This is a genomic window from Pseudomonas sp. SCA2728.1_7, assembly GCF_018138145.1.
Classification (GTDB): domain Bacteria; phylum Pseudomonadota; class Gammaproteobacteria; order Pseudomonadales; family Pseudomonadaceae; genus Aquipseudomonas; species Aquipseudomonas koreensis_A.
Genome location: NZ_CP073104.1, coordinates 1,624,720 through 1,647,112, shown reverse-complemented (window position 1 = coordinate 1,647,112; position 22,393 = coordinate 1,624,720). Strand labels below are relative to the sequence as shown.

Below are 22,393 nucleotides of genomic sequence, written 5' to 3'. Positions count from 1 at the left end.
GCCGCCAAGGTTTGCCGCGCCGACAGGGCTCTAAGCCCCGGTTGGAGAGCAAGCCATGGAACGTCTGTCCGTTGTCGTCGAACCGCTGCTGGCCGAATGCGCCCCCGAGCGCTTTTCCAGTGAACAGCTTGCCCAGGCCCGGGCGCGGGCCGCCACCTCCGGCGAACGCGTCCTAGAAGCCCTCGGCGTACTCTGTGAACTGGCGCCGATGCCGTTCATTCACACCCTCGGCGTCACCCTGCATTACCCGGTGCTCGACACCGACAGCCTGTTTGCCGCGACGCCGGTGTTCGACCGGGTCACCCTCGCACAATGCCTCAAACGTGAATTCATCCTGCTGCGCCACAACGACGAAGTCATCGGCGTGTTTGCCGACCCCTTCGACCCGGCGCGCCTGGCCTGGATCGACGAATGCCTGCACGGCGCGCCGCTGCATCTGGTGCACGCCGATGACCTCAAGGCCTATCTGGCCCGCCACGAAGAAAGCTTCCACGCCGTCGAATCGCTGAACGCTCAGGGCGACACTCACCACGAAATCGACACCCTGCAAAGTCTGTCGCTGACCAGCATCAGCGAAGACGCCAGCAGCGTGGTGAAACTGGTCAACTCGACCCTCTACGACGCGCTGAAAATGCACGCCAGCGACATCCACCTCGGCACCACCGGCAATGGTCTGGTGATCAAGTACCGCATCGACGGCGTGCTCAATAACATCAGCAAAGTCCAGGGTGCGGAGTTCTCCGAACAAGTGATCTCGCGGGTCAAGGTCATGGCCGAACTGGACATCGGCGAGAAACGCGTGCCACAGGATGGCCGCTTCAAGATCGGTATCAGCGGCCGCCAGATCGACTTCCGCGTGTCGATCATGCCGAGCATTTTCGGCGAAGACGCGGTGCTGCGGGTGCTCGACAAACAGGACCTCGCCGACAAGGTCTGCGGTGTGCAGTTGCAGGCGCTGGGCTTTGAAGACGAAACCCTGCGCCAGTTGCGTCGCCTCGCCGCCGAACCCTACGGCATGGTGCTGGTCACCGGCCCGACCGGCAGCGGCAAGACCACCACGCTGTACGCGATGATCACCGAGATCAACCACGGCGTGGACAAGATCATCACCATCGAAGACCCGGTCGAATATCAATTGCCGGGCGTGTTGCAAATCCCGGTCAACGAGAAAAAAGGCCTGACCTTCGCCCGTGGCTTGCGCTCGATCCTGCGCCACGACCCAGACAAGATCATGGTCGGCGAGATCCGCGACCCGGACACCGCGCAGATCGCCGTGCAATCAGCGCTCACCGGCCATCTGGTGTTCACCACCATCCACGCCAACAACGTCTTCGACGTGATCGGCCGTTTCACCCAAATGGAAATCGACCCCTACAGCCTGGTTTCCGCGCTCAACGCGATTCTCGCCCAGCGCCTGATCCGCTTGGTGTGCAGCAGTTGCAGCGCGCCGGTCAATCCGAGCGATGAAGAGCTGCGTGCCTCGGGCCTCGATCCGCAGAAAGTCGATCACTACCACTTCGTCCACGGCAAGGGCTGCGGCCATTGCCGGGGCAGCGGTTATCGCGGGCGCACGGCGATTGCCGAGTTGTTGCACCTCGATGACGAGCTGCGCCAGATGATCGTCGAGCGCCAACCGATCAAAAAAATCAAAGCCCTGGCCTGCGCCCGTGGTTTGCGCCTGCTGCGCGAATCGGCGCTGGAGCTGGTGGAACAAGGTCGCACCACGCTGGAGGAGATCAACCGTGTCACATTTATCGCGTGAGCGTTTTGTCGCCGTGCTCGGCGCCAGCGGTGTTGGCCTCGGTCAGCGGCGCGGCAGCGACACCCTGTGGCGGGGCAGCGTCGGTTACATCGACGAAGGCTTCCAGAGCTACGCGGTGGCGCTGGACACCCTCGACCGCCTGCTCGGTGAACACGCCGGCGCCGGCGCCGAACTGAGCGTGGTCATCTCCGGGCACTTCAGCCGCTTCTGCCTGGTGCCGTGGAGCGCGCAGATCAGCAGCCCTGAAGAACTGCGTGGTTTCGCCCAACTGTGTTTCGAAGACCTGTTCGGCGCGCCAAGCCAAGCCTGGAGTCTGGTGCTATCCGCCGAACCGGCCGGTTACGACCGCATCGCCAGCGCCTTGCCGCAAGACTTGCTCGAACGCCTGCGCACGCTGGTCAGTGGTCGCGGTCTGCGCCTGCGCTCTGTGCAGCCGTACCTGATGGCGGCGTTCAACCGCTTCGACAAAAGTCTCGATGCCGGCGACTTCCTCTTCGTCGTCGCCGAGCCGCAGCGCAGCGTGTTGTTGCTGGCCAGGGAAGGGCGCTGGGCCGGCGTGCGTTCGGTGGGCGGCAGCGACAGCGATGCCGCGTTGAATGCCCTGATCGGTCGCGAACGGCAGCTGCAAGCTTCGACCAGTGAACGCGCCTTCAACGTTTATCTGCATGCGCCGGCGCGCCTTGATGCGCATCCGGACGTGGCGGGGGTGCAACTGCGCACCCTTGAAGACGACGCGATGACCGTGCGTGACGGCTTGTACGTCATGTCCCGGGCGGTGGCCTGAGATGCGCGCCCTGAATCTGGATTTTCAGCCACGGCCGCGTTCCGGCCCGTTGGGTTGGAGTTTGCTCGGCGGCGGCGTGCTGCTGGCGCTGCTGTGCTTCGGCGTGCAACAGCACCTCGACGCGCACACCGAGCAGCAACAAGGCCACCTGCAAACCACCCAGCGCCAGCTCACCGGTGACAGCGGTGCCAAGTCCACCCTGAGCCCGGCGGAAACCCGTGAGCAAGCGGCGAACCTCGCCGAGATGCGCAAGGTCTCGCAGCAACTGCGCCGCCCATGGGAACGCCTGTTCGCCATGCTCGAAGCGATGCCACGTGATGACGTCGCACTGCTCAGCCTGACCCCGGATGCGCGCAAAGGTCAGGTACGGATCAGCGCCGAAGCGCGGGATCTGCAAGCGATGCTCGACTTCCACAAACGTCTGGAAGCCAGCGACGAACTGTCCGACGTCTCGCTGTTGAGCCACGAGATCGTCGTCAAATCGCCGGAACAACCGGTGCAATTCAACCTGTCGGCGACTTGGGAGATAGGCGATGCGAATCCCTAGGCTGATCGTCCACGAATACCTGCAAGGCCTCGGCATTCCGGGCCTGGCCGGGCTGGCGTTGCTGCTGATCGCGGTGGCTTGGGCACTCGGTGGTTTGCTGCCGGGCTGGCAATCGTTGCAGCACTTGAGCCAGCAGACTCAGGAAGCCACCGAGTACCTGGCCAAGGTTGAAGACGGCAGCATCGCGCCACCGGTGGTGCCGCAGCGTCAGCTCGACGACTTCCGCAACAAACTGCCGGCGCAGCCGCAAGCCACCGTCGCCATCGACCGCATCTACGCCCTCGCAGCGCAGGAGCACATCACCCTGGCGCGCGGTGAATATGCCCTCGGCGTCGATCCGAAAACCCATCTGGCGCGCTATCAGATCCTCTTGCCAGTGCGCGGCAGCTACCCGCAACTGCGCCGCTTCGTGCACGCCTTGCTCGGTCAGTTGCCAGCGGTGGTGGTGGAAGACCTTGAGCTGCAACGCAAGAAGATTGGCGACACCGACCTCAATGGCCGGATCCGTATGACCCTTTACCTGTCGAGGTCGTGATGAATACCAAGCGCGTGACAGGGTGGCTAGCGTTCTTCGCTGTGGCGGCCGCGCTGGCGTGGTTGCCGGAATATTTCTCGCCAACCGTGGACGCCGATTCCAACGCAGTAGCCGTCGCCACGCCGGGGAAAACCCGGGGCGCGCTGCCGGCCAGCACCGCCAAGGCCAAAGAGGCACCGATCAGGGACCTGAGCCCGGCCGGCGATCTGTTCGCGGCGAAATCCTGGAAGGCCGCGCCAACCCTGGCCACGGTCACCGAACAAGCGATCAACCCGGCCACAGTGGTGCAAGCCCCGAGCCTCCCACCGGTGCCGTTTCAGTTCGTCGGCAGGCTGCACGACCGCAGCGACCTGCAAGTGTTTTTGCAGAACGGCGAAAAGATCTACGTCGTGCGCAACGGGGATGTGATCGACGACACCTGGAAGATCACCGGCATTTCCGATGTGGAATTGAGTCTGGTCTACCTGCCTTTGCATTTGTCGCAGACCCTGTCTGTGGGGAGTACGCAATGAACCGTTCCCGTTTGCTGATGAGCCTGGGCCTGTGTGCCGGGCTGGCCGCGTGCAGTTCCGCACAAGTGGCCAACAAGGAAGCCGCCGACCTGATTGAACAGGGTCAGTACGAGGCGGGGCTGGCGCGTATCGAAGAAGGCCTGCGCGAAAATCCGCGCGACACCGAATTGCACCTGCTGCTCAACACCGGTCGGGCCAAGGCGATCACGTCGTTGCTGACGGCCGGCGACACCGACCGCGCGCGTCGCGATTTTACCTCGGCGCGCACCGCCTACATGCGTGTGCTGACCATCGAGCCGAACAACCGCCGCGCGCAGGATGCCCTGAAGCAGATGGAATACCTGCGCAGCATGGATGAGAAACTCGAGCTGGCCCGTGGCGACCTGCGTCGCGGCGACATCTACGGCGCTGATCGTCAGGTCAAACAGATCCTCGAACTCGACCCGGCCAATGAAGGTGCGCTGGAGCTGCAAGGCAACATTCGCCTGGTGCAGAGCCGCAACGTCATTGCCTATCCGCAACTGCGCACCAAGCTCGATCGGCCAGTGACCCTGGAATTTCGCGACGCCAACCTCAAGACCATTTTCGAAGTGCTGTCGCAGGTTGCCGGGCTGAACTTCATCTTCGACAAAGACCTGCGTCCGGACATGAAAGCGACGATTTTCGTGCGTGACGTGCGCATCGAAGACGCCGTGACCCTGTTGCTGCAACAGAACCAGTTGCACCAGAAAGTGGTGAACGAAAACACCTTGCTGATTTACCCGGATTCGCCGCAGAAAGTGAAGGATTACCAGGAACTGGTGATGCGCACCTTCTACCTGACCAGCATCGACGCCAACACCGCGCTGAACATGGTCAAAACCATGCTCAAGACTCGCGACGTGTTCGTCGACGAACGCCTCAACACCCTGACCATGCGCGACACCGAAGACGCCGTGCGCATGGCCGAGAAACTCCTGCAATCGCAAGACCAGTCCAACCCGGAAGTGGTGCTTGAAGTGGAGGTGATGGAAGTCGCCACCCAGCGCATTCTCGACCTCGGCCTGCAATGGCCGAGCACCTTCGGCGTGGTCAACTCCGATGGTTCACCGGTCACCCTGTTGGGCCAGCTCAAGGGCATCAACTCTGACCGCATCTCCATCGGCCCTTCGCCGCAAGCCAAGATCAACGCGCAGGACAACGACATCAACACCCTCGCAAGTCCCGTGATTCGCGTCAGCAACCGTGAGCAGGCGCGCATTCACATTGGTCAGCGTGTACCGATCATCAGCGCCACCTCGGTGCCGTCGACACAGGGGCCGGTGATCACCGAAAGCGTGACCTATCTGGATGTCGGTCTGAAGCTCGAAGTGACGCCCACTGTGCACCTGAACAACGAAGTGGCGATCAAGATTGCCCTGGAAGTGAGTAACGCCACGCCGCTGGAACCGACCCGCCAAGGCACGATCCCGGTGCAGGTCGATACCCGCAACGCGCAGACCTCGCTGCGCCTGCACGACGGCGAAACGCAGATCCTCGCCGGACTGGTGCGCAACGACCACGGCGCCACCGGCAACAAGATTCCCGGCCTCGGTGACATTCCCGGACTCGGCCGCTTGTTCGGCAGCAACAAAGACACCATCGGCAAATCGGAACTGGTGCTGTCGATCACCCCACGGATCGTGCGCAACCTGCCGTACCAGAGCCCGTCGGACATGGAGTTCTCCACCGGTACCGAAACCAGCATGCACATCCAGGCCCCGGATCGTTCGCAGAGTTACGTGATGCCGTCGCCTGCCGCGCAGCCGCGTGCCGTCGGTGATTCGGCCGTGGCGACCACCCGCGTCACTGTCGAGAAGCCTTGACCATGAACACCTCCCAACGCGGTTTCACCCTGATCGAAGTCGTGGTGACGCTGGCCTTGATCGGCCTGTTGGCGAGCATGGCCGCGCCGCTGACCGAGACCCTGGTGCGGCGTGGCAAGGAGCAGGAATTGCGCAACGCGCTGTACCAGATTCGCGATGGCATCGACGCCTACAAACGCGCCTTCGATGCCGGGTACATCGAGAAGTCGCTGAACAGCAGCGGCTACCCGCCGAACCTGAAAGTGCTGGTCGAAGGCGTGCGCGATGTGCGCAGTGCGAAGGGCGCCAAGTTCTACTTTTTACGCCGCATCCCGCGCGATCCGCTGGTGCCGGCCAAACGTGATGACGAAGGGGGTTGGGGCGTGCGCGCCTACAACAGTTCGGCTCAAAACCCGCGCGATGGCGAGGACGTCTTTGACGTCTACTCCCACGCCCGGGGCAAGGGCCTCAACGGCATCGCCTACCGCGAGTGGTGAACCTCATGCGCCGGGAAAAAGGTTTTACCTTGCTGGAGCTGATGGTGGTGATGGCGATCATCGCCACGCTGATGACCATCGCGCTACCGCGCTACTTCAACAGCCTCGAAGCGTCGAAGGAAACCACGCTGCGCCAGAGCCTGTCGGCGATGCGCGAGGCGCTGGATCACTTCTACGGCGACACCGGGCGTTATCCCGATTCCATCGAGCAACTGATCGAGCAACGTTATCTGCGCAATGCACCACTCGATCCGATCACCGAACGCAAAGACCAGTGGGTGCTGATCGCGCCACCGGACGGCGTTGCCGGTGGTGTGGCCGACATCAAAAGCGGTGCTACCGGGAGGGCGCGTGATGGCAGCCAGTATTCCGAGTGGTAACCGCGCGCAGCAGGGTGGTTTCACTTACCTGGGCGTGCTGTTCCTGATCGTGGTGATGGGCATGGGTCTGGCCAGTGCTGGCGAGTTGTGGTCGACCGCTTCACGCCGCGACCGTGAACGCCAATTGCTCTGGGTCGGCACCCAATACGCGCAGGCGCTGCGCAGCTACTACCGCAGTTCGCCGGGACTGGCGCAGTACCCGAAAGAGTTGGTCGACCTGCTCGACGATCAGCGTTTTCCAGAAGCGAAACATCATTTGCGTCAGCTTTATCCGGACCCTATCGGTCAGGGTGAATGGGCAGTGCAACGCGGTTTCGATGGACGCATCACCGGCCTCAACAGCCCGTCGACCGAGCTGCCGTTGAAGCAGGCGGACTTCCCGACACAGTGGTCGGATTTCGAAGGCATGCAGCGTTATTCGGACTGGCAGTTCGTCGCCGAAAAAGCCTTTCTTGAGGGCACCAATGGTCCGGCCAAAGGGCAATCGGTTCTGCCGCAGGCGTTGCAGCCATGACCCGCCAATGGTGGTGCGCGCTGATCCTCACCGCTGTGGCGTGCTGCGCCAGCGCCGGTGAAGAGGACGAAATGATGGGCTTCATCGTCGACGACACGATCTCGCACATCGGCCACGACTTTTACTACTCGTTCAGTGAACGCCTGCGCGACACCAGCCCGATGGATTTCAACCTGGTGGTGCGCGAACGGCCCGATGCGCGCTGGGGCAGCCTAGTGACCGTGGAATATCAGCAACGCCTGGTTTATCGGCGCTTCCTGCCGCCGAACACCGTGGAACTGAAGGACGAGGCCTACGCGGCCGCCGACTGGGTTCGACGCCAGGTTGTCCAGCGCAAGCTGGAGGCTCTGTTGCAGGACACCACCGACCTTGAGAAGGACGAACTATGAACAGCACAACGTTCTCACGGCGCAGCGGATTCTGGATCTCGGGGTTGTTGATCGGGCTCGCCAGCGCTACCGCTGTCCAGGCCACTGAACTGGTCTACACACCGGTCAACCCGTCGTTCGGCGGCAACCCGTTGAACGGCACCTGGCTACTCAACAACGCGCAGGCGCAAAACGATTACGACGACCCGGACCTCAAGAGCCGTTCGACCGTGGCCGGCACGTCGGCGCTGGAGCGCTTCACCAGTCAATTGCAATCACGGCTGCTAGGGCAGTTGCTGGACAACATCTCCACCGGCAACGCGGGGAGCCTGTCCACTGACTCTTTTATCGTCAACGTCATCGACGACTCCGGGGCACTGAGCATTGAAGTGACCGATCGAGCGACCGGTGAAGTTTCGGAAATTCAGGTGAACGGCCTCAACCCATGACGGGCTGACAGTTCCGGGGAGTGATGGACATGAAAAAAATAATTGCGCTAGGGCTGCTGTTGGCGACATTACAAGGGTGCAGTCTGCGTGAGCCGATGTCGGCCGAGCAGGACACCGAAACCCCGACCCTGACTCCAAGGGCCTCGACCTATTACGACTTGCTGAAGATGCCGCGACCCAAGGGGCGGTTGATGGCGGTGGTGTACGGCTTCCGTGATCAGACCGGGCAGTACAAGCCGACGCCGGCGAGTTCGTTTTCCACCAGCGTGACCCAGGGCGCGGCGTCGATGTTGATGGACGCGATGCAGGCCAGTGGCTGGTTTGTCGTGCTGGAGCGGGAAGGGCTGCAGAACTTGCTGACTGAACGCAAGATCATTCGCGCGTCGCAGAAGAAGCCGAATACGCCGGTGAATATTCAGGGTGAGCTGCCGCCGTTGCAGGCGGCGAACATGATGCTCGAGGGTGGGATCATCGCTTATGACACGAATGTGCGTAGCGGTGGGGAAGGGGCGCGGTATTTGGGGATTGATATTTCTCGGGAATATCGGGTGGATCAGGTGACTGTGAACTTGCGTGCGGTGGATGTGCGTAGTGGGCAGGTGTTGGCGAATGTGATGACCAGCAAGACGATTTATTCGGTGGCGCGTAGCGCCGGGATTTTCAAGTTTATCGAGTTTAAAAAGTTGCTTGAGGCTGAGGTGGGGTATACGACGAATGAGCCGGCGCAGTTGTGTGTTCTGTCGGCGATTGAGGCGGCGGTGGGGCATATGGTGGCGCAGGGGATTGAGCGGCATTTGTGGCAGGTGGCGGGGGACGCTTCTGTGCCTGGGCAGGATGATGTGTTGAATCGGTATTTGACTCAGAACAAGGTTGATCCGGAGGCGGAGTGAACTGTTGGATCTTTGAGCTTGGCGGCCTGACAGCCGACCAGGCTCTCTCGGTCGAAACTGGTTTAAACCTGTAGGAGTGAGCCTGCTCGCGATAGCTATCTCTCAGACACAGTTGCTATTGCGGATGTACCCAAATCCTTGTGGGAGCTGGCTTGCCAGCGATGGCGGCCCTATAGCCGACCAACCTCTGGCAGATGTACCCAGTTCCAACTGTGGGAGCGAGCTTGCTCGCGAAGGCTTTCTGTCAGGCGGTAGGGTTCTTTCTGATTGAGTACATATCCATTCCTGCGGCAACGGCCACCTAGGGTTTCGCCCTTACGGCCATCCCTTTCAAGGTCTTTTCGTTTTGGCAGCCTTGATAACTCTGTCCGTTGAGACATGAGCATGGACCGCTGTACCTTGAACCCATGTCTTGGGTTTAGGCACCTTGGGGCCGCGGGGGCTTTTCGCAACTTGTTTGGGCTGGATGTTTCTGGCCAGCTCCAACAAGCGTTGGGCCAGTTGCTCCAGAGGGACAACGGGAAGATATTCCGAGGGCAGCGCAATCTGCATTCCCTCATAACCACTCCTGACCTGAACCGCCAAGTGATAGATGGAGGCTTCCCATCCTTCAGGCTGAGTCTCCCGGTGAGCTTGCTCGACACTTCGTTTGAGGACGGCCAGGACGTTGTAGGCCAATACCGCAGTGGCGAACCCGAGCAAGGCAGCCTTTGGGCTGCCAAGGGTTTCGATTTCACTTTCCAGAATCGCTTCCAGTCGCTGGAACATACCTTCAATGCTCCAGCGGCGGCGATAGAGCTCTGCGATCTGCTGTGCACTGACGCTTTGGGGTAGGTTGCTCCAGAACATCAAGCTGCTGTCTCCCGAGTCCGTTGGCGAATGAAGCGTCAGTTCGACACGCCGACATTGGTAACCGCCTCTGACCTGGATGATCTGCTCACGCACAGTGCCTGTTTCCACAGGCACCGGCTCTTGCCACTCACCTTCTTGAATCAAGCGTGGATGCTTGGCTTGCTGGCGAATGACAAAGGAGGTCTGGGCCTGCTCACAAGCTTCCATGACCGGGAGCGTGCAATAGAGTCGATCAGCCAACCACACTTGGCCCGGCTCGGCATCAGCCAACAGCGGCAGCACGCAAACACGCTCGCTTGCGTAGGCATCCTCACACGCCTGAAGGTCGATGACCTGATCGAGGTCGGGGTCGTAGGCCACCACCGAAAAACCGGGACGAGCGGCGCCGCGCTCGTGACGTAAAGCTCCCAGACGTTTCTCAGTGGATGCCAAGTGATTACCGTCCACTACCCGAACCTGCCAACCCGGCAGCATCGTCGTGCAACCCAGCTCTTTTATGGTTGGAGTCAGGCGTTGAGCGCAGCCCGTAACCAGGGCGCGCAACAGCGCCGGCTCGGTACGACTGATCTTGTCGTAGAGAGCCGCCAAACTGACAGGAAGATCTTCCAGTTGCCGCGCGGCGGCGTGCAGGGATGGCTTCAGGCCCAATGAAACAAGGGACATCAGCTTGATGATGGTCGAGAACAGCAGCTCACGAGAATACTGCCGTTGCCGATGCTCTTCGAAAACCTGATCGACCCACTCAGGGGCAATAGCCTGCTCCAGAGCCAATTTAGCCATGACACTGGCAGGTGCTTTTTTCTCGAAACGCGCTAGAACATCGGCCCACATCGTTTGGGGATCCCTGAATGAAATTTCAGGGGATTTTACCGAAGACCTTGAAAGGGATGGCCCTTACGGCGACTCACTTTTTTTCAAACGCCAAAAAAAGTAAGCAAAAAACGCTTGCTCCTGCGTGCGGCCCGCTCGCTGGGGCTCGGGGTTCCTTCGCTCCGGGACCGATCCGGGCGCAGCGCCTACGGTTTGCTTCGCTGCACCTCCTCTCGCTGTGTTTGGCTGCGCCAAACGGTCGCTGCGCTCCCACCCCCGGATCAATCCCTCCACTCAGCCTTCCGACGTCGCCCGTGGGTCAAGATCAAGAGCAGGCGAGCTGACACTCGGCCTATTGAGTGGTTAAGGGCCAAGCGGTGTTCGGGTTTGGTTTTGTGTTGGATTCGCCCCTCACCCCAGCCCTCTCCCGAAGGAGAGGGAGCCGATTTGTGGGCCTTTCAATACCTGAGTTCGACTCGGTATTGCACGTCGGCGTAGCTCTCCCAAACACCTCGGTCAGTCCCCTCTCCCTCCGGGAGAGGGCTAGGGTGAGGGCTGCGATCTGAAGTTTGTTTAAAGAAGTGTCTGAATCGGCGGAACCTTCCCACAAGGTTTTCAGGTTGTCCGTCGGACGTCCGCTCTCTAGCCTGTGTTCGTCGCTGCCAACTCAGCGACCGGGCATGGAAACCCGAAGACACGAGAGAGCAGGTACGCCTTTCATAACGTATGCTTGCGCACTTTCATTGTGTGCACTCTGTTATGGCGGTTGTGCGCGGGAGACATTCGTGTCTGCCGGGTTGCTCTCTCCCGGATTTCCAGCCTGCGTACAGCTGCCACCCATTTTTCCTGGAAGTCGAATGGGCCAGCTGCAACTATCAATGAGAGAGAATTACCATGAAAAAACCAACACCCAATCCCCCAGACTCAGACACCAACACCACATCCCCCTACACCTCAGTCGACAGCAGAAAACTCCACGAAGCCGCCGACCGTGCCCTCGATTTCTACCTCAACCCCACACCTCACATCATGTCCAGCACCAACGAGCCGGAACCCATGTACCTCGCCAACCCCAGGTACAACACCGAATCCCTGCTGGCCAACGCCAGCGAAACCCTCGGCTCGGCCAGCGAAATGCTGATCAACTTCGCCGCCTCGCTGAAAACTTCACACCGCAAGACAGCACTGGGCATCGCTCAAGTCGTCATGCTGGGCGAACTGGCGGTGAATCAAGCGCTGGATCACGTCGAGTTGAAGGATGGCTAATTAGATCGTTCCCACGCGCAGCAAAGGAATGCAGCCTTGACGCTCTGCGTCAAATTCGCAAGTTAGAACGCGGAGCGTCCCGAGAGGCATTCCCACGCAGAGCGTGGGAACGATCAAGAACAGAGATTGCGTTTTTTTACCCTCAGTCCGGAGGCACCATGGATCCCCTGTTTTCCACAACCATTGCAGAGTTCGAAAGCGAAGAGCAGGCCGCCAGCTACGACCGTTGGCTCTGTGCCAAAGTCCAGAAATCGCTCGAAGATCCGCGCCCCTGCATTCCGAATGAGCAGGTAATGGCAGATATGAAGGCATTGATGACGGAACGGCGAATCAAGCATGAAACTCAAGAGACGTTGCGCAAAGTAGACCCGGCGCTCCCACGTTGATCATTCCCACGCTCTGCGTGGGAATGCAGCCCCTGACGCTCTGCGTCAAATTTGCAATTTGGAACGCGGAGCGTCCCGAGAGGTATTCCCGCGCAGAGCGTGGGAACGATCAAGAACAGAGACCGCGTTTTCACCCTCAGTCCGGAGGCACCATGGATCCCCTGTTTTCCACAACCATTGCAGATTTCGAAAACGAAGAGCAGGCGGCCAGCTACGACCGCTGGTTCCGTGCCGAAGTCCAGAAGTCACTCGATGACCCGCGTCCGAACATTCCGCATGAGCAGGTAATGGCAGAGATCGAGGCATTGATGGAAAGGGTGCGGCGCAAGCAGGAGGCACTTGAGGCGTCTGACAACGATGAATCCTTGACCGTTCAGGAGTCATCAAAGATCAGGTAACATCGGTTGATTGTAATATTCAAAGGAGAGAAACGATGGCAGGAAAGCCAGTCGCAAGGCTCGGAGACCCAGGGAGTCACGGCGGAAACATTTCCACTGGATCAAGTCCTATTTTTGTTAATTCAATGCCCGTGGCATTGGTAGGAGATATCTATTCCTGTCCTCTTCACGGCAGCAACCCCATAACGACGGGCGCTCCCCATGTTTTCGGTTTGGGGAAAGACGTTGCCCATGTTGGCTCCCAAACAGCATGCGGAGCGACGATTACTGCCGGATCACCCGACACCTTCGTCGGTGAGTCTGGTGGTGGCGCTTCCACTAGCTTCTTCTCGCAGTTTCTGAAAGAAAAGACTTTTGTCGAGTTTCAGTTGCTTAACGAAAAAGATGAGCCCATCGCCAATGAGGCGTATGAACTGACGCTGCCGGATGGAACCTTGATGACTGGCGTCCTTGACGAAAATGGCTTTGTGCATGTTGCAAATATTCCTAGAGGGAGTTGCAGCATAAAGTTTCCGAAACTTGAAGATACGGAACATCTTTAATGGTTCAGCCTACTAAAACTAACAGCACCACACAGGCAGCAAAAAATACAGGCGCATCAGGAAAAACCACAAAGACTAATCAGGTAGTCGTGTCAGGTGCCTATATGGAAATACTGGTTGGTGGTCCCTATACCCGCGATAAAGAAGAGCATCCTTTCGGGCACGCAGCTTTACACGTGGTGGTTGGTAGCAAAGACATCACCTACGATTTTGGTCGTTATGGCAAAACATGGGGAACCTTCGATAGCGAGGGGGAGGGTGTGTTGAATGTTTGGACGTCCTTCAAAACGTATATCTCTGGTGAGAATAGTTTGGGGCGTACAACAACTGGTTTTGTTTATTTTTTGGATAATGCTAAGGCTGAGGCTGTTATCGCCCATTTCGACGGTATTGTCGCTCAACAAAAAGAACAGAGAAGAAAGACAGCGTCGTCAGCACGTTACGTCCTGCCTTCAAACTATCATCCAACTACGAATAACTGCACAACCGTAACAATTGCAGGAGCAAAAGTTTCGGGTAAGCCAATTGTGCATAATCCGGCGAAATATAATGAGATGCGCGGTCTTTCTTTCATTGAAAGACAGGCAGCGCGTACGCAAAGTAGTCCGCAGGACGGAATTTTTATGCCAGCGGATTTGCAAGCCATGCTCGAAGCGAATACCGAGGCACCTTATGATAAGAAAAATGTTTACAAATAGGCGACTTAGCCTTTGGCTGGTGGCAGTTTTATCCGTAAATGCGATTTTTTTGGCTTTTCTGATTTCTGATGATATTGCGAAGGGGCACGATATGAAAATGATCAAAACTAAAGAACCGTTGCTTATCGAAGGTCCAAATGGCGACGATAATTTCTATGTCCTGCCTCTGGGCACTACGCTCTACCACGATAAAAGCTTTCCTGAAGGTCACGATCGTTATGTGGTGTATCTGAATCATAAAGGCGCGATTGCTCACGAAGAAGTGCCCATGAAGCCTGAGTATGGTGGTTCTTTTATTGATCCGCTCTGGCTGGCAAATGTGGATGCAGATACTTTGAAAGAAATTTTCAAGCGTTTTCCGCTTTCCAAAAAAGATATCGCTGCCGCCATTAAGGCCAATGAATTAACCAAGGATGATCTGGCCGACATTATTCGTTCAATGCCAGATTGATCGACTATGAGCTGCCGAAGGCTGCGATCTTCTGATCTTCAATAGCAAAATCAAAAGATCGTAGCCTTTGACAGCTCCTGCATAGGCCAAAAAAACCGCGACCCCCCTCACCAGAGAATCGCGGCCCATCAACACCCAACCCCTACTGCTGCAACACCGTCGCCTGGTTAGCCGACCCGAACTGCTGAATATTCGCCGTCTGCGTAACCCCACTCTGATCGACATTGGCAATGTTCCCCGTCCCGCCCTGGGTCACATACGCCACGTTCATCGTATCCGCCTGTTTAACAGTGATCATGTTGTCACTGCCATACAACTGCGCGGTATACGCCTGGTTGCCCGACCCGGACTGATCGAACTCGGCGCTGTTACCCGTGCCATTCGAAGAACCCTGCACCAGGTTTCCAGTGCCGCGCTGATCCGAGATCAAAATGTTGTCGCTACCGTTCTGATCAAAATACAGCTCGTTATACGACTCCGCCTGACTGACCGTGGTCTTGTTGCCGGTCCCGGTCTGGTGCGTGGTCATCACATGGCCGACGCCATCCTGAGTGAAGCTGGCAACGTTGCCATTCCCTGCCTGAGTAACCGTCGCACGCTGGCCGCTGCCGAACTGGCCGCCGGATTGCGGGCCTTTCCAGTTGCTGGCGTAGACCTTGTTGTCGTTGCCCACGGAGGTGGCGCTGAGCGTGTGGCCGTCGCCGCTCTGGTAGGTGTAGTGGACGTTGCCGTTGCCGACTTGATACAGCGCCAGGGTCGAGTTGACCGATTCGAACTGGTCGGCGTAGATCGCGTTGCTGTTGCCGACCTGGATGACGGCGGCGGTGTTGTTTGCGCCGAAGCTTTGGTCGACCACGGTTTCGTTGCTGTCGCCGTATTGGTTGACGGTGGCTTGGCTGGCCAGTTGCGAGTCTTGCCAGATTTCGCTGCCGTTGAGGTTGCCGAACTGGTTGATGGTGATGTTGCCGCCGGTGCCGTTGCGTTGGTCGCTGTAGGCGTAGTTGCTTTCGCCGGCTTGGTTGATGCCGATCTGCCCGCCGTTGTGGGTGACTTGTTCGGCGGTGCCGTAGTTGGCGGTGCCGTATTGGGTGATCACCGAGCTGTTGCCGCTGCCTTCATAGAGTTGTTCGATGTTGGCCTCGTTGCTGTCGCCGAACTGGAAGGTTTTGCCTTCGCTGCCGTTCTGCGAATCCTGATAGATGAACGAGAAGTTGCCCGTGCCTTGCTGCTGTTGCAGCGCGCTGTTCGGTGCGCCGAAGCCCAGCGACTGGCTGGCGTGGGCGGTGTTGAAGGCACCGACCTGTTGCTGGGTGATTGTGGCGTTGTCTTCGTAAAGTTGTTCGGCGTAACCGGCGTTGTAATCGCCGACCGCGTCCTGGGTGATCACGCTGGTGGCGTGGTCTTGCACGGCGGCGGCGTCGTTGCCCTGGCCCAGTTGGGTCTGGGTGGCGGTGCTGAACGGAGCCTGGGTCTGTTTCACGTCGGCGATGTTGGCGGTGCCGACCTGGCTTTGGTTGGACAGGCTGTCGTCGGCCATGGCCTGGGCACTGATCATGACCAGCAGGGCGGCGGTGAGGGGCGTCAGTTTGAACATGATTGAACTCTCCGATGATTTGCAGTGCTTAGCGGTATTGCTTGACCGAAACGCTCATGCCGTTGCCCGACTGGGTCACGGCGCTTTGCAGCCCCGTGCCGGCCTGCTCGATGCTGGCGTCGTTGTTGTTGCCGTTTTGCGAAATCTGCGCGCGGTTGTGGCTGCCGTTCTGAGTGATCGAGGCGGCGTTGCCGGAACCGTTCTGGTTGATCAGCGCCATCAGGTCGCTGCCCTGTTGCAGGATGTACGCCTCCTGATTGCTGCCCGACTGCACGATCTGCCCGAGCAGCGACTGACCGTTCTGTTGCAGCAGGGCGACGTTGGCCTGGCCGAGCTGGTCGATCAGGGCTTGCTGACCCACCGGTGGGGGCAGTTCGCCGAGGTCGCTGCTGGTCGGGGCCAGGTCGTCGTTGTCCATCAGGTCGTCGGCGCGCACGCCTGCCGTGCTGCACAGCAGAAGCAGGCAAAGCAGGGCGGCGATCGGCGTGTTCATGGCTCACATCCTGTCAGGCGTTAACCGGTTTCAATTCAGCCCCAGCCACCCGCGAGTGGCTGGGGATCAGGCTTACAGCGTGGTCACCGAGACCGTGCGCACGGTGCCCTGGGACGAGCGGATCGTCGCGGTCGGGTTGGCCGATGGCACTACCGTCGTGTTGTTCAGCGTCAGCCGCCAGCGTCCGGTGACCGGTACGGTGGTGGTGCCGAGGGTGACCAGCCCGGTCGGGGTGGTGACCTGCACGGTGATGGTGTTGCCGGTGGTCACCGACGAGGTGCCGGCGAAGTCCCAGTTGAAGCGTCCGCCCGAGCGGGCCTGCACCGTCGAGGTGGTGATGGTGAAGGTCTCTGCCGCTGGCCGTGGCGACACTTGCACGGTGACCGTGGCCGGCGTCGACAGGGCGCCGAAGCTGTCCCGGGCGATGTAGGTGAAGGTCGTGGTGAATGCTGTGGTCACGGTGGCCGGTGGGGTGTAGGTGATTACCGTGCCGTCAGTGCTGACCGTGCCACGGCCGGCGGCCGGTTGGGTCAGGCTGGCGACGCCCAGCGGTACGTTGCCTTCCGGGTCGGTGTCGTTGGCCAGTACGTTGATCGGGATTGCCACACCCAACGTGGCGACGCTGTCGGCGACGGCGGTCGGTGGCCGGTTCGGCGCGACGGTGATCGTCACGGTGGCCGGGTTGGCCGAGGCCAGGCCTTTGGCGTCCTGCGCCTTGTAGGTGAAGGTGGTGGTCAGTGGCGTGTTGACCACGGCTGGCGGGGTGTAGACCACGGCGGCAGTGCCGCTGAGGGCGACGGTGCCTTGGCCGGCTGCCGGTTGGGTCAACGCAGTGATGCTCAGCGGATTGTTGCCGTCGGGATCGCTGTCGTTGGTCAGCAGGCTGAGGGTGATCGGCACGCCGAAGCTGGTGCTGCCGGTGTCGGCGTTGCTGATTGGCGCCTGGTTTTCACCGGTATCCGGTGCGGTACCGACCACGACAACGGGCTCGGTATCACTACCTCCAGCGGCGGACTTCACCGTCACGGTGGCCGGTGGCTGGGTCAGGTCGGCGACGGTGATGCGCTGCAGGGTGCCGGTTTTCGACAGGCGTCCGTAGCCTTGCGCAACCATGTCCGGGATCGCCACTTCATCGGTCGATGTCGCTTCGATCAACAAGGTTTTGTTGGCCCAGTTGTAGCGCGCAGTCTGCACTTTCACCACGTCGGTGAGCTTGGCCGACACCGACGTTGGACGGGTGGTCCCGGCCGGGTTGGTCGCGGTCACGACCACCACCGGTGGTACGGCGCCAGTCCCCAGGCGTTGGCCAAAGAACAAACCGGTGTTGTCACCCGCCAGGCTGGTTTGGCACGGCGTCGGCGGTGGGCCGGGCAACAGCGCCACGGTTTCGCGGAAGCACAGGGTCGAGCTGCTGTCTGCCTTGGCGAATACTTCGGCACGCACACCGGCCGAGGTGCGGCGATAGGTGGCGCGGTCGATGTCGACATGGGTTTGCTGACGGCTGTCGAGCACCTTGCCAGCGACAGTGAACAGGGTGGTCTGAATGGTGCCGGCGCCGGACGGCCCGACGATGCGCACGAAGTTGGTATTGAATGGGCTGCCGGTTACCGCTTCAGTGAGGTTCGGGTCGCCGACGAAGGTTTCGACGCCGCCGGTGTCCGGGTTCACTTCGGTGTAGGGGCCGTTGACGCTACGCAGGAACGGTCCGATGGCTCCATTGACTGCGCCAGTGAAGTCGCCTGGCGGGCCGATGCCAACGTCCTTGGTGATGTTGATCGCGCGGCGGCCGGGGGTAGTGACATTGACGGTTTCGACGCCATACGGGTGAGTGATGACGTAGGTGCCGGCCACAGGGACGTTCACCCGGATACGAATCCGCGCGAAGCTTTGTTGATCGCCGTCAGCCGGATTTTCCGAGGCAAACGCCGCTTCTATCCCGGCCACATAAGCGTCCATGCCAAAGCCGGCGCCGTTGTTGGCGATAGCGGTTTCGGCGAGGAACCAGAAGGCTTCCGGCGGCCAGTTGTCGGGGAACACCATCGGCAGGCTGTCATCGAAGATGCCCGGTTCCGGCAGCAGGGTGCACATGTAGGCCGGTGGCGTGGTGACGCCGACGCGCGAACTGGCGGCGCGCGACTGGCACAGTTCCATCGACAGGTTATTGCTGTCCTGATACCACATCGGGAATTTCCCGGTGGCGAAGGTGTAGGGGCCGGGGTCGACGGCGGCAAGTTGCGCATAGGCACTGCCGGTCAGCGAGAGAGCGAGCCCGAGCGCGTTGAGCGCAAAGCGTGGCCACTTGTTCATGATGCCTCCTGATGCGGATCTGGGCATGTGAGCGTTCATTGCACGATGACCACTTCTTCGGTGTCGCTGCCGCCGTTGGACGACGTCACGTGAACCTTGGCTGGCGGTATCGGCGAGATTCCGGTGGCCAGGCTTTTCACCGCGCCGTCGCCGCTCAGCGCACCGATGGCGGCGCCGCTGCCGGAGGTGGCGGTGAGTACCGGTGGCGAGGTTTCGTCACTGGTCGAGGCCACTACGGTCAGTTGTCCGGAGCTCAAGCTGTATTGGGCGCTCTGGATCACCACCAGGTCGGTCAGGGTCATGGGCAGGGTGGTCGGTGTGCTGCTGGCGATGGCCAGGTGGTTGTCGGCGGTCACTTGCAGGACACTCGGCACGGTCGGGTTGGTTGACGATTGCGCGTACCAGGCACCGGTGGAGTTGGCTTCGGTCATGTTCAGCACCGGGGTGAAACTGGTCACGGCGACGGTGCCGGGCGCTGGTGGCGCGAGGACAAAAACGTCCTGCTGGGCCACCGGCGCGCTGGTTCCCGCTTTGCGCGAGTAGGTGCTGCGTTGGGTGATCATTGGTGTGGGTCGAACGACCGCCGACAACTTGCCGGAGACGGCAAATATCGTCGTGCGCAGATCGAGGCCGTTGGGGCCTTCGATGCGGATGAAGTTGGTGTTGAACGGACTGCCTGTCACGGCTTCTTCAAGGTTCGGATCGCCGACAAACTGTTCGGCCGAGCCGGTCACCGGGTTGGTTTCGGTGTAGGGGCCGTTGAGGCTGCGCAGAAACGGTCCGACGTCGCCCTTGAGCGCGCCGTCGTAGGTTTTCGGTGTGCCGATGCCAATGTCGCGGGTCATGTTGATCGCGCGGCGGCCGGGCGTGTCGATGTTGAACACTTCGACGCCATACGGGTGGGTGATGACGTAGGTGCCGGCCGTAGGAATATCGACCCGGATGCGGATCCGCGCGAAGCTGATCTGATCGCCTTCCGCCGGGTCACCGCCACTGAACGCGGCTTCGATCGCCGAGCCGTAGGAAAGGTTGATGCCGCGCGCGGCGTCGACAATCGTGCCGTCAGCGGTGAACCAGAACGCCTCGTCGGGGAAGTTGCTGGGGAAGGCCAGCGGTTGAGCGTCATCGAATATGCCGGGGGCCGGCAGCAGCGAGCACATGTACGAAGGCGCACCGGGGGTGCTGGGCACGCGGGAGCTGAGCGCTTTGGACAGGCACAGGTCCAGGGTGCGACCGTGGGTGTCCTGATACCAACTGGCGAAACCACCAGTGGCCGGTGCGTACGGCCCCGGATCAACAGCGAACAAAGCGGCCTGAGCAATGCCCTGGGCCAAGGCGCTCACGACCAGGACGGTCGCGGTTTTGGACAGTAAAGGGTGCATGAGTTAATCCCTCTATCGAAGTACCTGCCCCTTGGGGATGGGTCAGTTGCACAGGGCCTGTACACCTTCCATGCCAAGGTGCGGTGGATGGGCGGGAGAGGGCCGGGATAGAGGGCTTGACGCGCAGAAGGGTCAGGTTTTTGGTCAGCGGGGAAAGGGCGTCATTCCCCAGGATTGGGGACGGTGGGGATGAACACTCATGGCCTGCCGAACACATATCCTTGTAGGAGTGAGCCTGCTCGCGATAGCGGTCTCCCTTTAACAAAAATGTCAGCTGACCCACCGCCATCGCGAGCAGGCTCGCTCCCACAAGTTTCTTCGACGAACACAAAACAGGTGAGCGAAACAGGCCACTGTGGGAGTGAGCCTGCTCGCGATAGCGGTCTCCCTTTAACAAAAATGTCAGCTGACCCACCGCCATCGCGAGCAGGCTCGCTCCCACAAGTTTCTTCGACGAACACAAAACAGGTGAGCGAAACAGGCCACTGTGGGAGCGAGCCTGCTCGCGAAAGCGGACTTCCTGTGACGAAAATGTCGATTGACCTGCCGCCTTCGCGAGCAAGCTCGCTCCCACAGGGATTTGTGGTGGTTTGGGCGGTCTTATCGGGTCGATATCCCCGCATCCGGGCAAACACCCAACGGTGGGCTATAACCCTATAGGGACGTATAGAGAAGTCGCCGCCATGAACATGCAGTCGAAATCGCTTCCGGTTGAGGAGGGCAATCTCCGATTGAGCTCGCGCAAGCAGTCGTTCAACCTGCTGCGTTGGTTTTCGCTGATCAGCATGGCGGTGATCGGCACTGTGGCCGTGGCGCTCGGGGCGGTGTCGACGCGGTTCGTGATTGAAGAAAGCGTGCAGCGCGATGCCTTGCTCACGGCGCAGTTCATCCAGGCCATCGCTTCGGCCGAAGTGCGCCATGTGTCCATCCCCAACATCCGCACGATGGGCGAATTGCTCGATCCACGTCAGGACAAGGATTTTCCCGATGTCGATCCGCAGGCCCGGGCGGGCGCGCGGGGTGAATTTCTCGACCACATCGAACACCTGCCGGACGTGATCCTCGCCAACATTTATGCGCCCGACCGCCAGGTAATCTGGTCGACCAACCCGGTTCTGATCGGTACCAGCATTCATGCCGACGAAGACCTCGATCGTGCCTTCAACGAAAAGATTCCGGTGTCGGCCAGTTATCACGACGTCGACAAGGCCCGTGAGGAGCAGAAATTCGTCATTCCGCCGGATTACATCTTCATCGAGAACTACATTCCGCTGTTCGACGCCGAGGGCAAGAATGTCACGGCGATGGTCGAAATCTACAAGGAACCGAAAGACCTGATCGCACGCATGGAACGCGGCTTGACCCTGATCTGGCTGGCTACCGCACTGGGCGGCGGGCTGATTTATCTGGGCCTGTACTGGATTGTGCGGCGCGCGGCGATTCTGCTCGCCGCCCAGCAGAAACAACTGATCGCCAACGAAACCTTTGTCGCGTTGGGCGAGATGTCCTCAGCTGTAGCGCACAGTTTGCGCAATCCGCTGGCGACTATCCGTTCCAGTGCCGAACTGGCGCTGGAATTCGACGCCGGTCCGGCCGAGAAGAACATCAAAGACATCATTGGCCAGGTTGACCGCATGTCGAAATGGGTGCGCGAGCTGCTGCAATCGCTGCGCCCGCTCAACGATGACCCGGAACCGGTGAACCTGGTGGCCGCGCTGCACGAAAGCCTCGTGGCGTTCGAGCAACAGATCGCCAGGGCCGGGGTCAGGGTGGTGTTTCATCCGCAAAATACGCCAATGGTCCTCAGTCAGCCGGTGCAACTGACGCAGATCCTCAACAGCCTTTTGGCCAATGCCCTGGAAGCGATGGACAAGGGCGGCACGCTGACCGTAAGCCTGGAACCGAGCGAAGACCGTGGTGTGTGCGTGGTGCTCAGCGACACCGGCAAAGGCATGAATGAAGAGCAACGCACCATGGCGTTCCGGCCGTTTTTCACCACCAAGTCCGGTGGCCTCGGTGTCGGCCTGGTGCTGGTCAAACGCATCATGGAACGCTTCGGCGGCGGCGTGACCCTCGACAGCCGCGAAGGCGAGGGCACCACCGTTCGTCTGGCCTTCCAACTCGTCCCCTGATTCACACATTCCCCCTGTAGG

24 protein-coding genes are annotated in these 22,393 nt (G+C 60.1%); 19 read left to right on the top strand and 5 right to left on the bottom strand.

All coding sequences use genetic code 11. The features are described 5' to 3' along the window. Positions 1-55: 55 nt before the first annotated feature. From KBP52_RS07315 to KBP52_RS07260, 12 genes are read left to right on the top strand one after another with little or no spacing between them, the layout of a single operon-like run. Positions 56-1,762, top strand: coding sequence for a GspE/PulE family protein (locus KBP52_RS07315; protein ID WP_212622498.1), 1,707 nt, complete (start codon positions 56-58; stop codon positions 1,760-1,762). Then, entirely contained in the window at positions 1,743-2,546 is an 804-nt protein-coding gene (locus KBP52_RS07310) for a hypothetical protein (RefSeq protein ID WP_077572077.1), read from the top strand. The genes KBP52_RS07315 and KBP52_RS07310 overlap by 20 nt, the downstream gene beginning before the upstream one ends. Before the next feature lies 1 nt (position 2,547). Next, a complete protein-coding gene (locus KBP52_RS07305) occupies positions 2,548-3,093 on the top strand; it encodes a PilN domain-containing protein (RefSeq protein ID WP_212622497.1) in 546 nt (181 codons plus the stop codon). After that, positions 3,080-3,628: a GspMb/PilO family protein gene (locus KBP52_RS07300; RefSeq protein ID WP_212622496.1), complete on the top strand. Its 549-nt coding sequence runs from the start codon at positions 3,080-3,082 to the stop codon at positions 3,626-3,628. Before KBP52_RS07305 ends, KBP52_RS07300 begins: the two co-directional genes overlap by 14 nt. Next, positions 3,628-4,140 (top strand): hypothetical protein, encoded by a 513-nt coding sequence (locus KBP52_RS07295; RefSeq protein WP_212622495.1) that lies wholly within the window; start codon positions 3,628-3,630, stop codon positions 4,138-4,140. Before KBP52_RS07300 ends, KBP52_RS07295 begins: the two co-directional genes overlap by 1 nt. After that, entirely contained in the window at positions 4,137-5,984 is a 1,848-nt protein-coding gene (locus tag KBP52_RS07290) for a secretin N-terminal domain-containing protein (RefSeq protein WP_212622494.1), read from the top strand. Before KBP52_RS07295 ends, KBP52_RS07290 begins: the two co-directional genes overlap by 4 nt. A 2-nt stretch (positions 5,985-5,986) precedes the next feature. Next, a complete protein-coding gene (locus KBP52_RS07285; protein ID WP_212622493.1) occupies positions 5,987-6,460 on the top strand; it encodes a type II secretion system protein in 474 nt (157 codons plus the stop codon). 5 nt (positions 6,461-6,465) lie between these two features. Continuing rightward, a complete protein-coding gene (locus KBP52_RS07280) occupies positions 6,466-6,840 on the top strand; it encodes a type II secretion system protein (RefSeq protein ID WP_007919395.1) in 375 nt (124 codons plus the stop codon). Continuing rightward, on the top strand, positions 6,815-7,354 hold the full coding sequence (locus KBP52_RS07275; protein ID WP_212622492.1) for a type II secretion system GspH family protein: 540 nt from the start codon (positions 6,815-6,817) through the stop codon (positions 7,352-7,354). Before KBP52_RS07280 ends, KBP52_RS07275 begins: the two co-directional genes overlap by 26 nt. After that, entirely contained in the window at positions 7,351-7,743 is a 393-nt protein-coding gene (csgE, locus tag KBP52_RS07270; protein WP_008086660.1) for a curli production assembly/transport protein CsgE, read from the top strand. Before KBP52_RS07275 ends, csgE begins: the two co-directional genes overlap by 4 nt. Further along, positions 7,740-8,171, top strand: coding sequence for a curli assembly protein CsgF (locus KBP52_RS07265; protein ID WP_077572084.1), 432 nt, complete (start codon positions 7,740-7,742; stop codon positions 8,169-8,171). Before csgE ends, KBP52_RS07265 begins: the two co-directional genes overlap by 4 nt. A 29-nt stretch (positions 8,172-8,200) precedes the next feature. Then, a complete protein-coding gene (locus KBP52_RS07260) occupies positions 8,201-9,061 on the top strand; it encodes a CsgG/HfaB family protein (RefSeq protein ID WP_212622491.1) in 861 nt (286 codons plus the stop codon). Positions 9,062-9,391: 330 nt separating this feature from the next. Here KBP52_RS07260 and KBP52_RS07255 read toward each other — a convergent pair whose 3' ends face one another. Beyond that, complete coding sequence (locus KBP52_RS07255) at positions 9,392-10,693, bottom strand: IS4 family transposase (RefSeq protein ID WP_077571455.1); 1,302 nt, start codon at positions 10,691-10,693, stop codon at positions 9,392-9,394. Positions 10,694-11,617: 924 nt separating this feature from the next. Here KBP52_RS07255 and KBP52_RS07250 point away from each other — a divergent pair. The 6 genes from KBP52_RS07250 (at position 11,618) to KBP52_RS07225 (ending at position 14,464) form a co-directional block, all read left to right on the top strand. After that, the gene (locus KBP52_RS07250) at positions 11,618-11,989 is read left to right on the top strand and encodes a DUF6124 family protein (RefSeq protein WP_212622490.1); all 372 of its coding nucleotides are present in this window, start codon (positions 11,618-11,620) and stop codon (positions 11,987-11,989) included. A gap of 158 nt (positions 11,990-12,147) precedes the next feature. Continuing rightward, complete coding sequence (locus KBP52_RS07245) at positions 12,148-12,375, top strand: antitoxin (RefSeq protein WP_212622489.1); 228 nt, start codon at positions 12,148-12,150, stop codon at positions 12,373-12,375. Between the two features lie 152 nt (positions 12,376-12,527). Next, positions 12,528-12,773 carry an antitoxin gene (locus tag KBP52_RS07240; protein WP_122610255.1) on the top strand — a complete coding sequence of 82 codons (246 nt, stop codon included), beginning with the start codon at positions 12,528-12,530 and terminating at the stop codon, positions 12,771-12,773. Positions 12,774-12,808: 35 nt separating this feature from the next. Beyond that, positions 12,809-13,315, top strand: a complete 507-nt coding sequence (locus KBP52_RS07235) for a PAAR domain-containing protein (RefSeq protein ID WP_095120174.1) — start codon at positions 12,809-12,811, stop codon at positions 13,313-13,315. Next, positions 13,315-14,013, top strand: coding sequence for a hypothetical protein (locus KBP52_RS07230; RefSeq protein WP_134667717.1), 699 nt, complete (start codon positions 13,315-13,317; stop codon positions 14,011-14,013). The genes KBP52_RS07235 and KBP52_RS07230 overlap by 1 nt, the downstream gene beginning before the upstream one ends. Before the next feature lie 91 nt (positions 14,014-14,104). Then, entirely contained in the window at positions 14,105-14,464 is a 360-nt protein-coding gene (locus tag KBP52_RS07225) for a hypothetical protein (RefSeq protein WP_224795170.1), read from the top strand. Between the two features lie 142 nt (positions 14,465-14,606). On the opposite strand, the gene KBP52_RS07220 is transcribed toward KBP52_RS07225, so the two are convergent. The 4 genes from KBP52_RS07220 to KBP52_RS07205 all read right to left on the bottom strand — a co-directional run bounded on the left by KBP52_RS07220 (position 14,607) and on the right by KBP52_RS07205 (position 20,240). After that, complete coding sequence (locus KBP52_RS07220; RefSeq protein WP_212622487.1) at positions 14,607-16,058, bottom strand: curlin; 1,452 nt, start codon at positions 16,056-16,058, stop codon at positions 14,607-14,609. A 28-nt stretch (positions 16,059-16,086) separates the two neighbouring features. Further along, the gene (locus tag KBP52_RS07215) at positions 16,087-16,551 is read right to left on the bottom strand and encodes a curlin (RefSeq protein WP_077572090.1); all 465 of its coding nucleotides are present in this window, start codon (positions 16,549-16,551) and stop codon (positions 16,087-16,089) included. Between the two features lie 72 nt (positions 16,552-16,623). Then, a complete protein-coding gene (locus tag KBP52_RS07210) occupies positions 16,624-18,858 on the bottom strand; it encodes an Ig-like domain-containing protein (RefSeq protein ID WP_212622486.1) in 2,235 nt (744 codons plus the stop codon). Positions 18,859-18,893: 35 nt separating this feature from the next. After that, complete coding sequence (locus KBP52_RS07205; protein ID WP_212622485.1) at positions 18,894-20,240, bottom strand: hypothetical protein; 1,347 nt, start codon at positions 20,238-20,240, stop codon at positions 18,894-18,896. 683 nt (positions 20,241-20,923) lie between these two features. Between KBP52_RS07205 and KBP52_RS07200 the strand changes: the two genes are divergently transcribed. Next, positions 20,924-22,372, top strand: a complete 1,449-nt coding sequence (locus KBP52_RS07200; protein WP_212622484.1) for an ATP-binding protein — start codon at positions 20,924-20,926, stop codon at positions 22,370-22,372. Positions 22,373-22,393 lie beyond the last annotated feature (21 nt).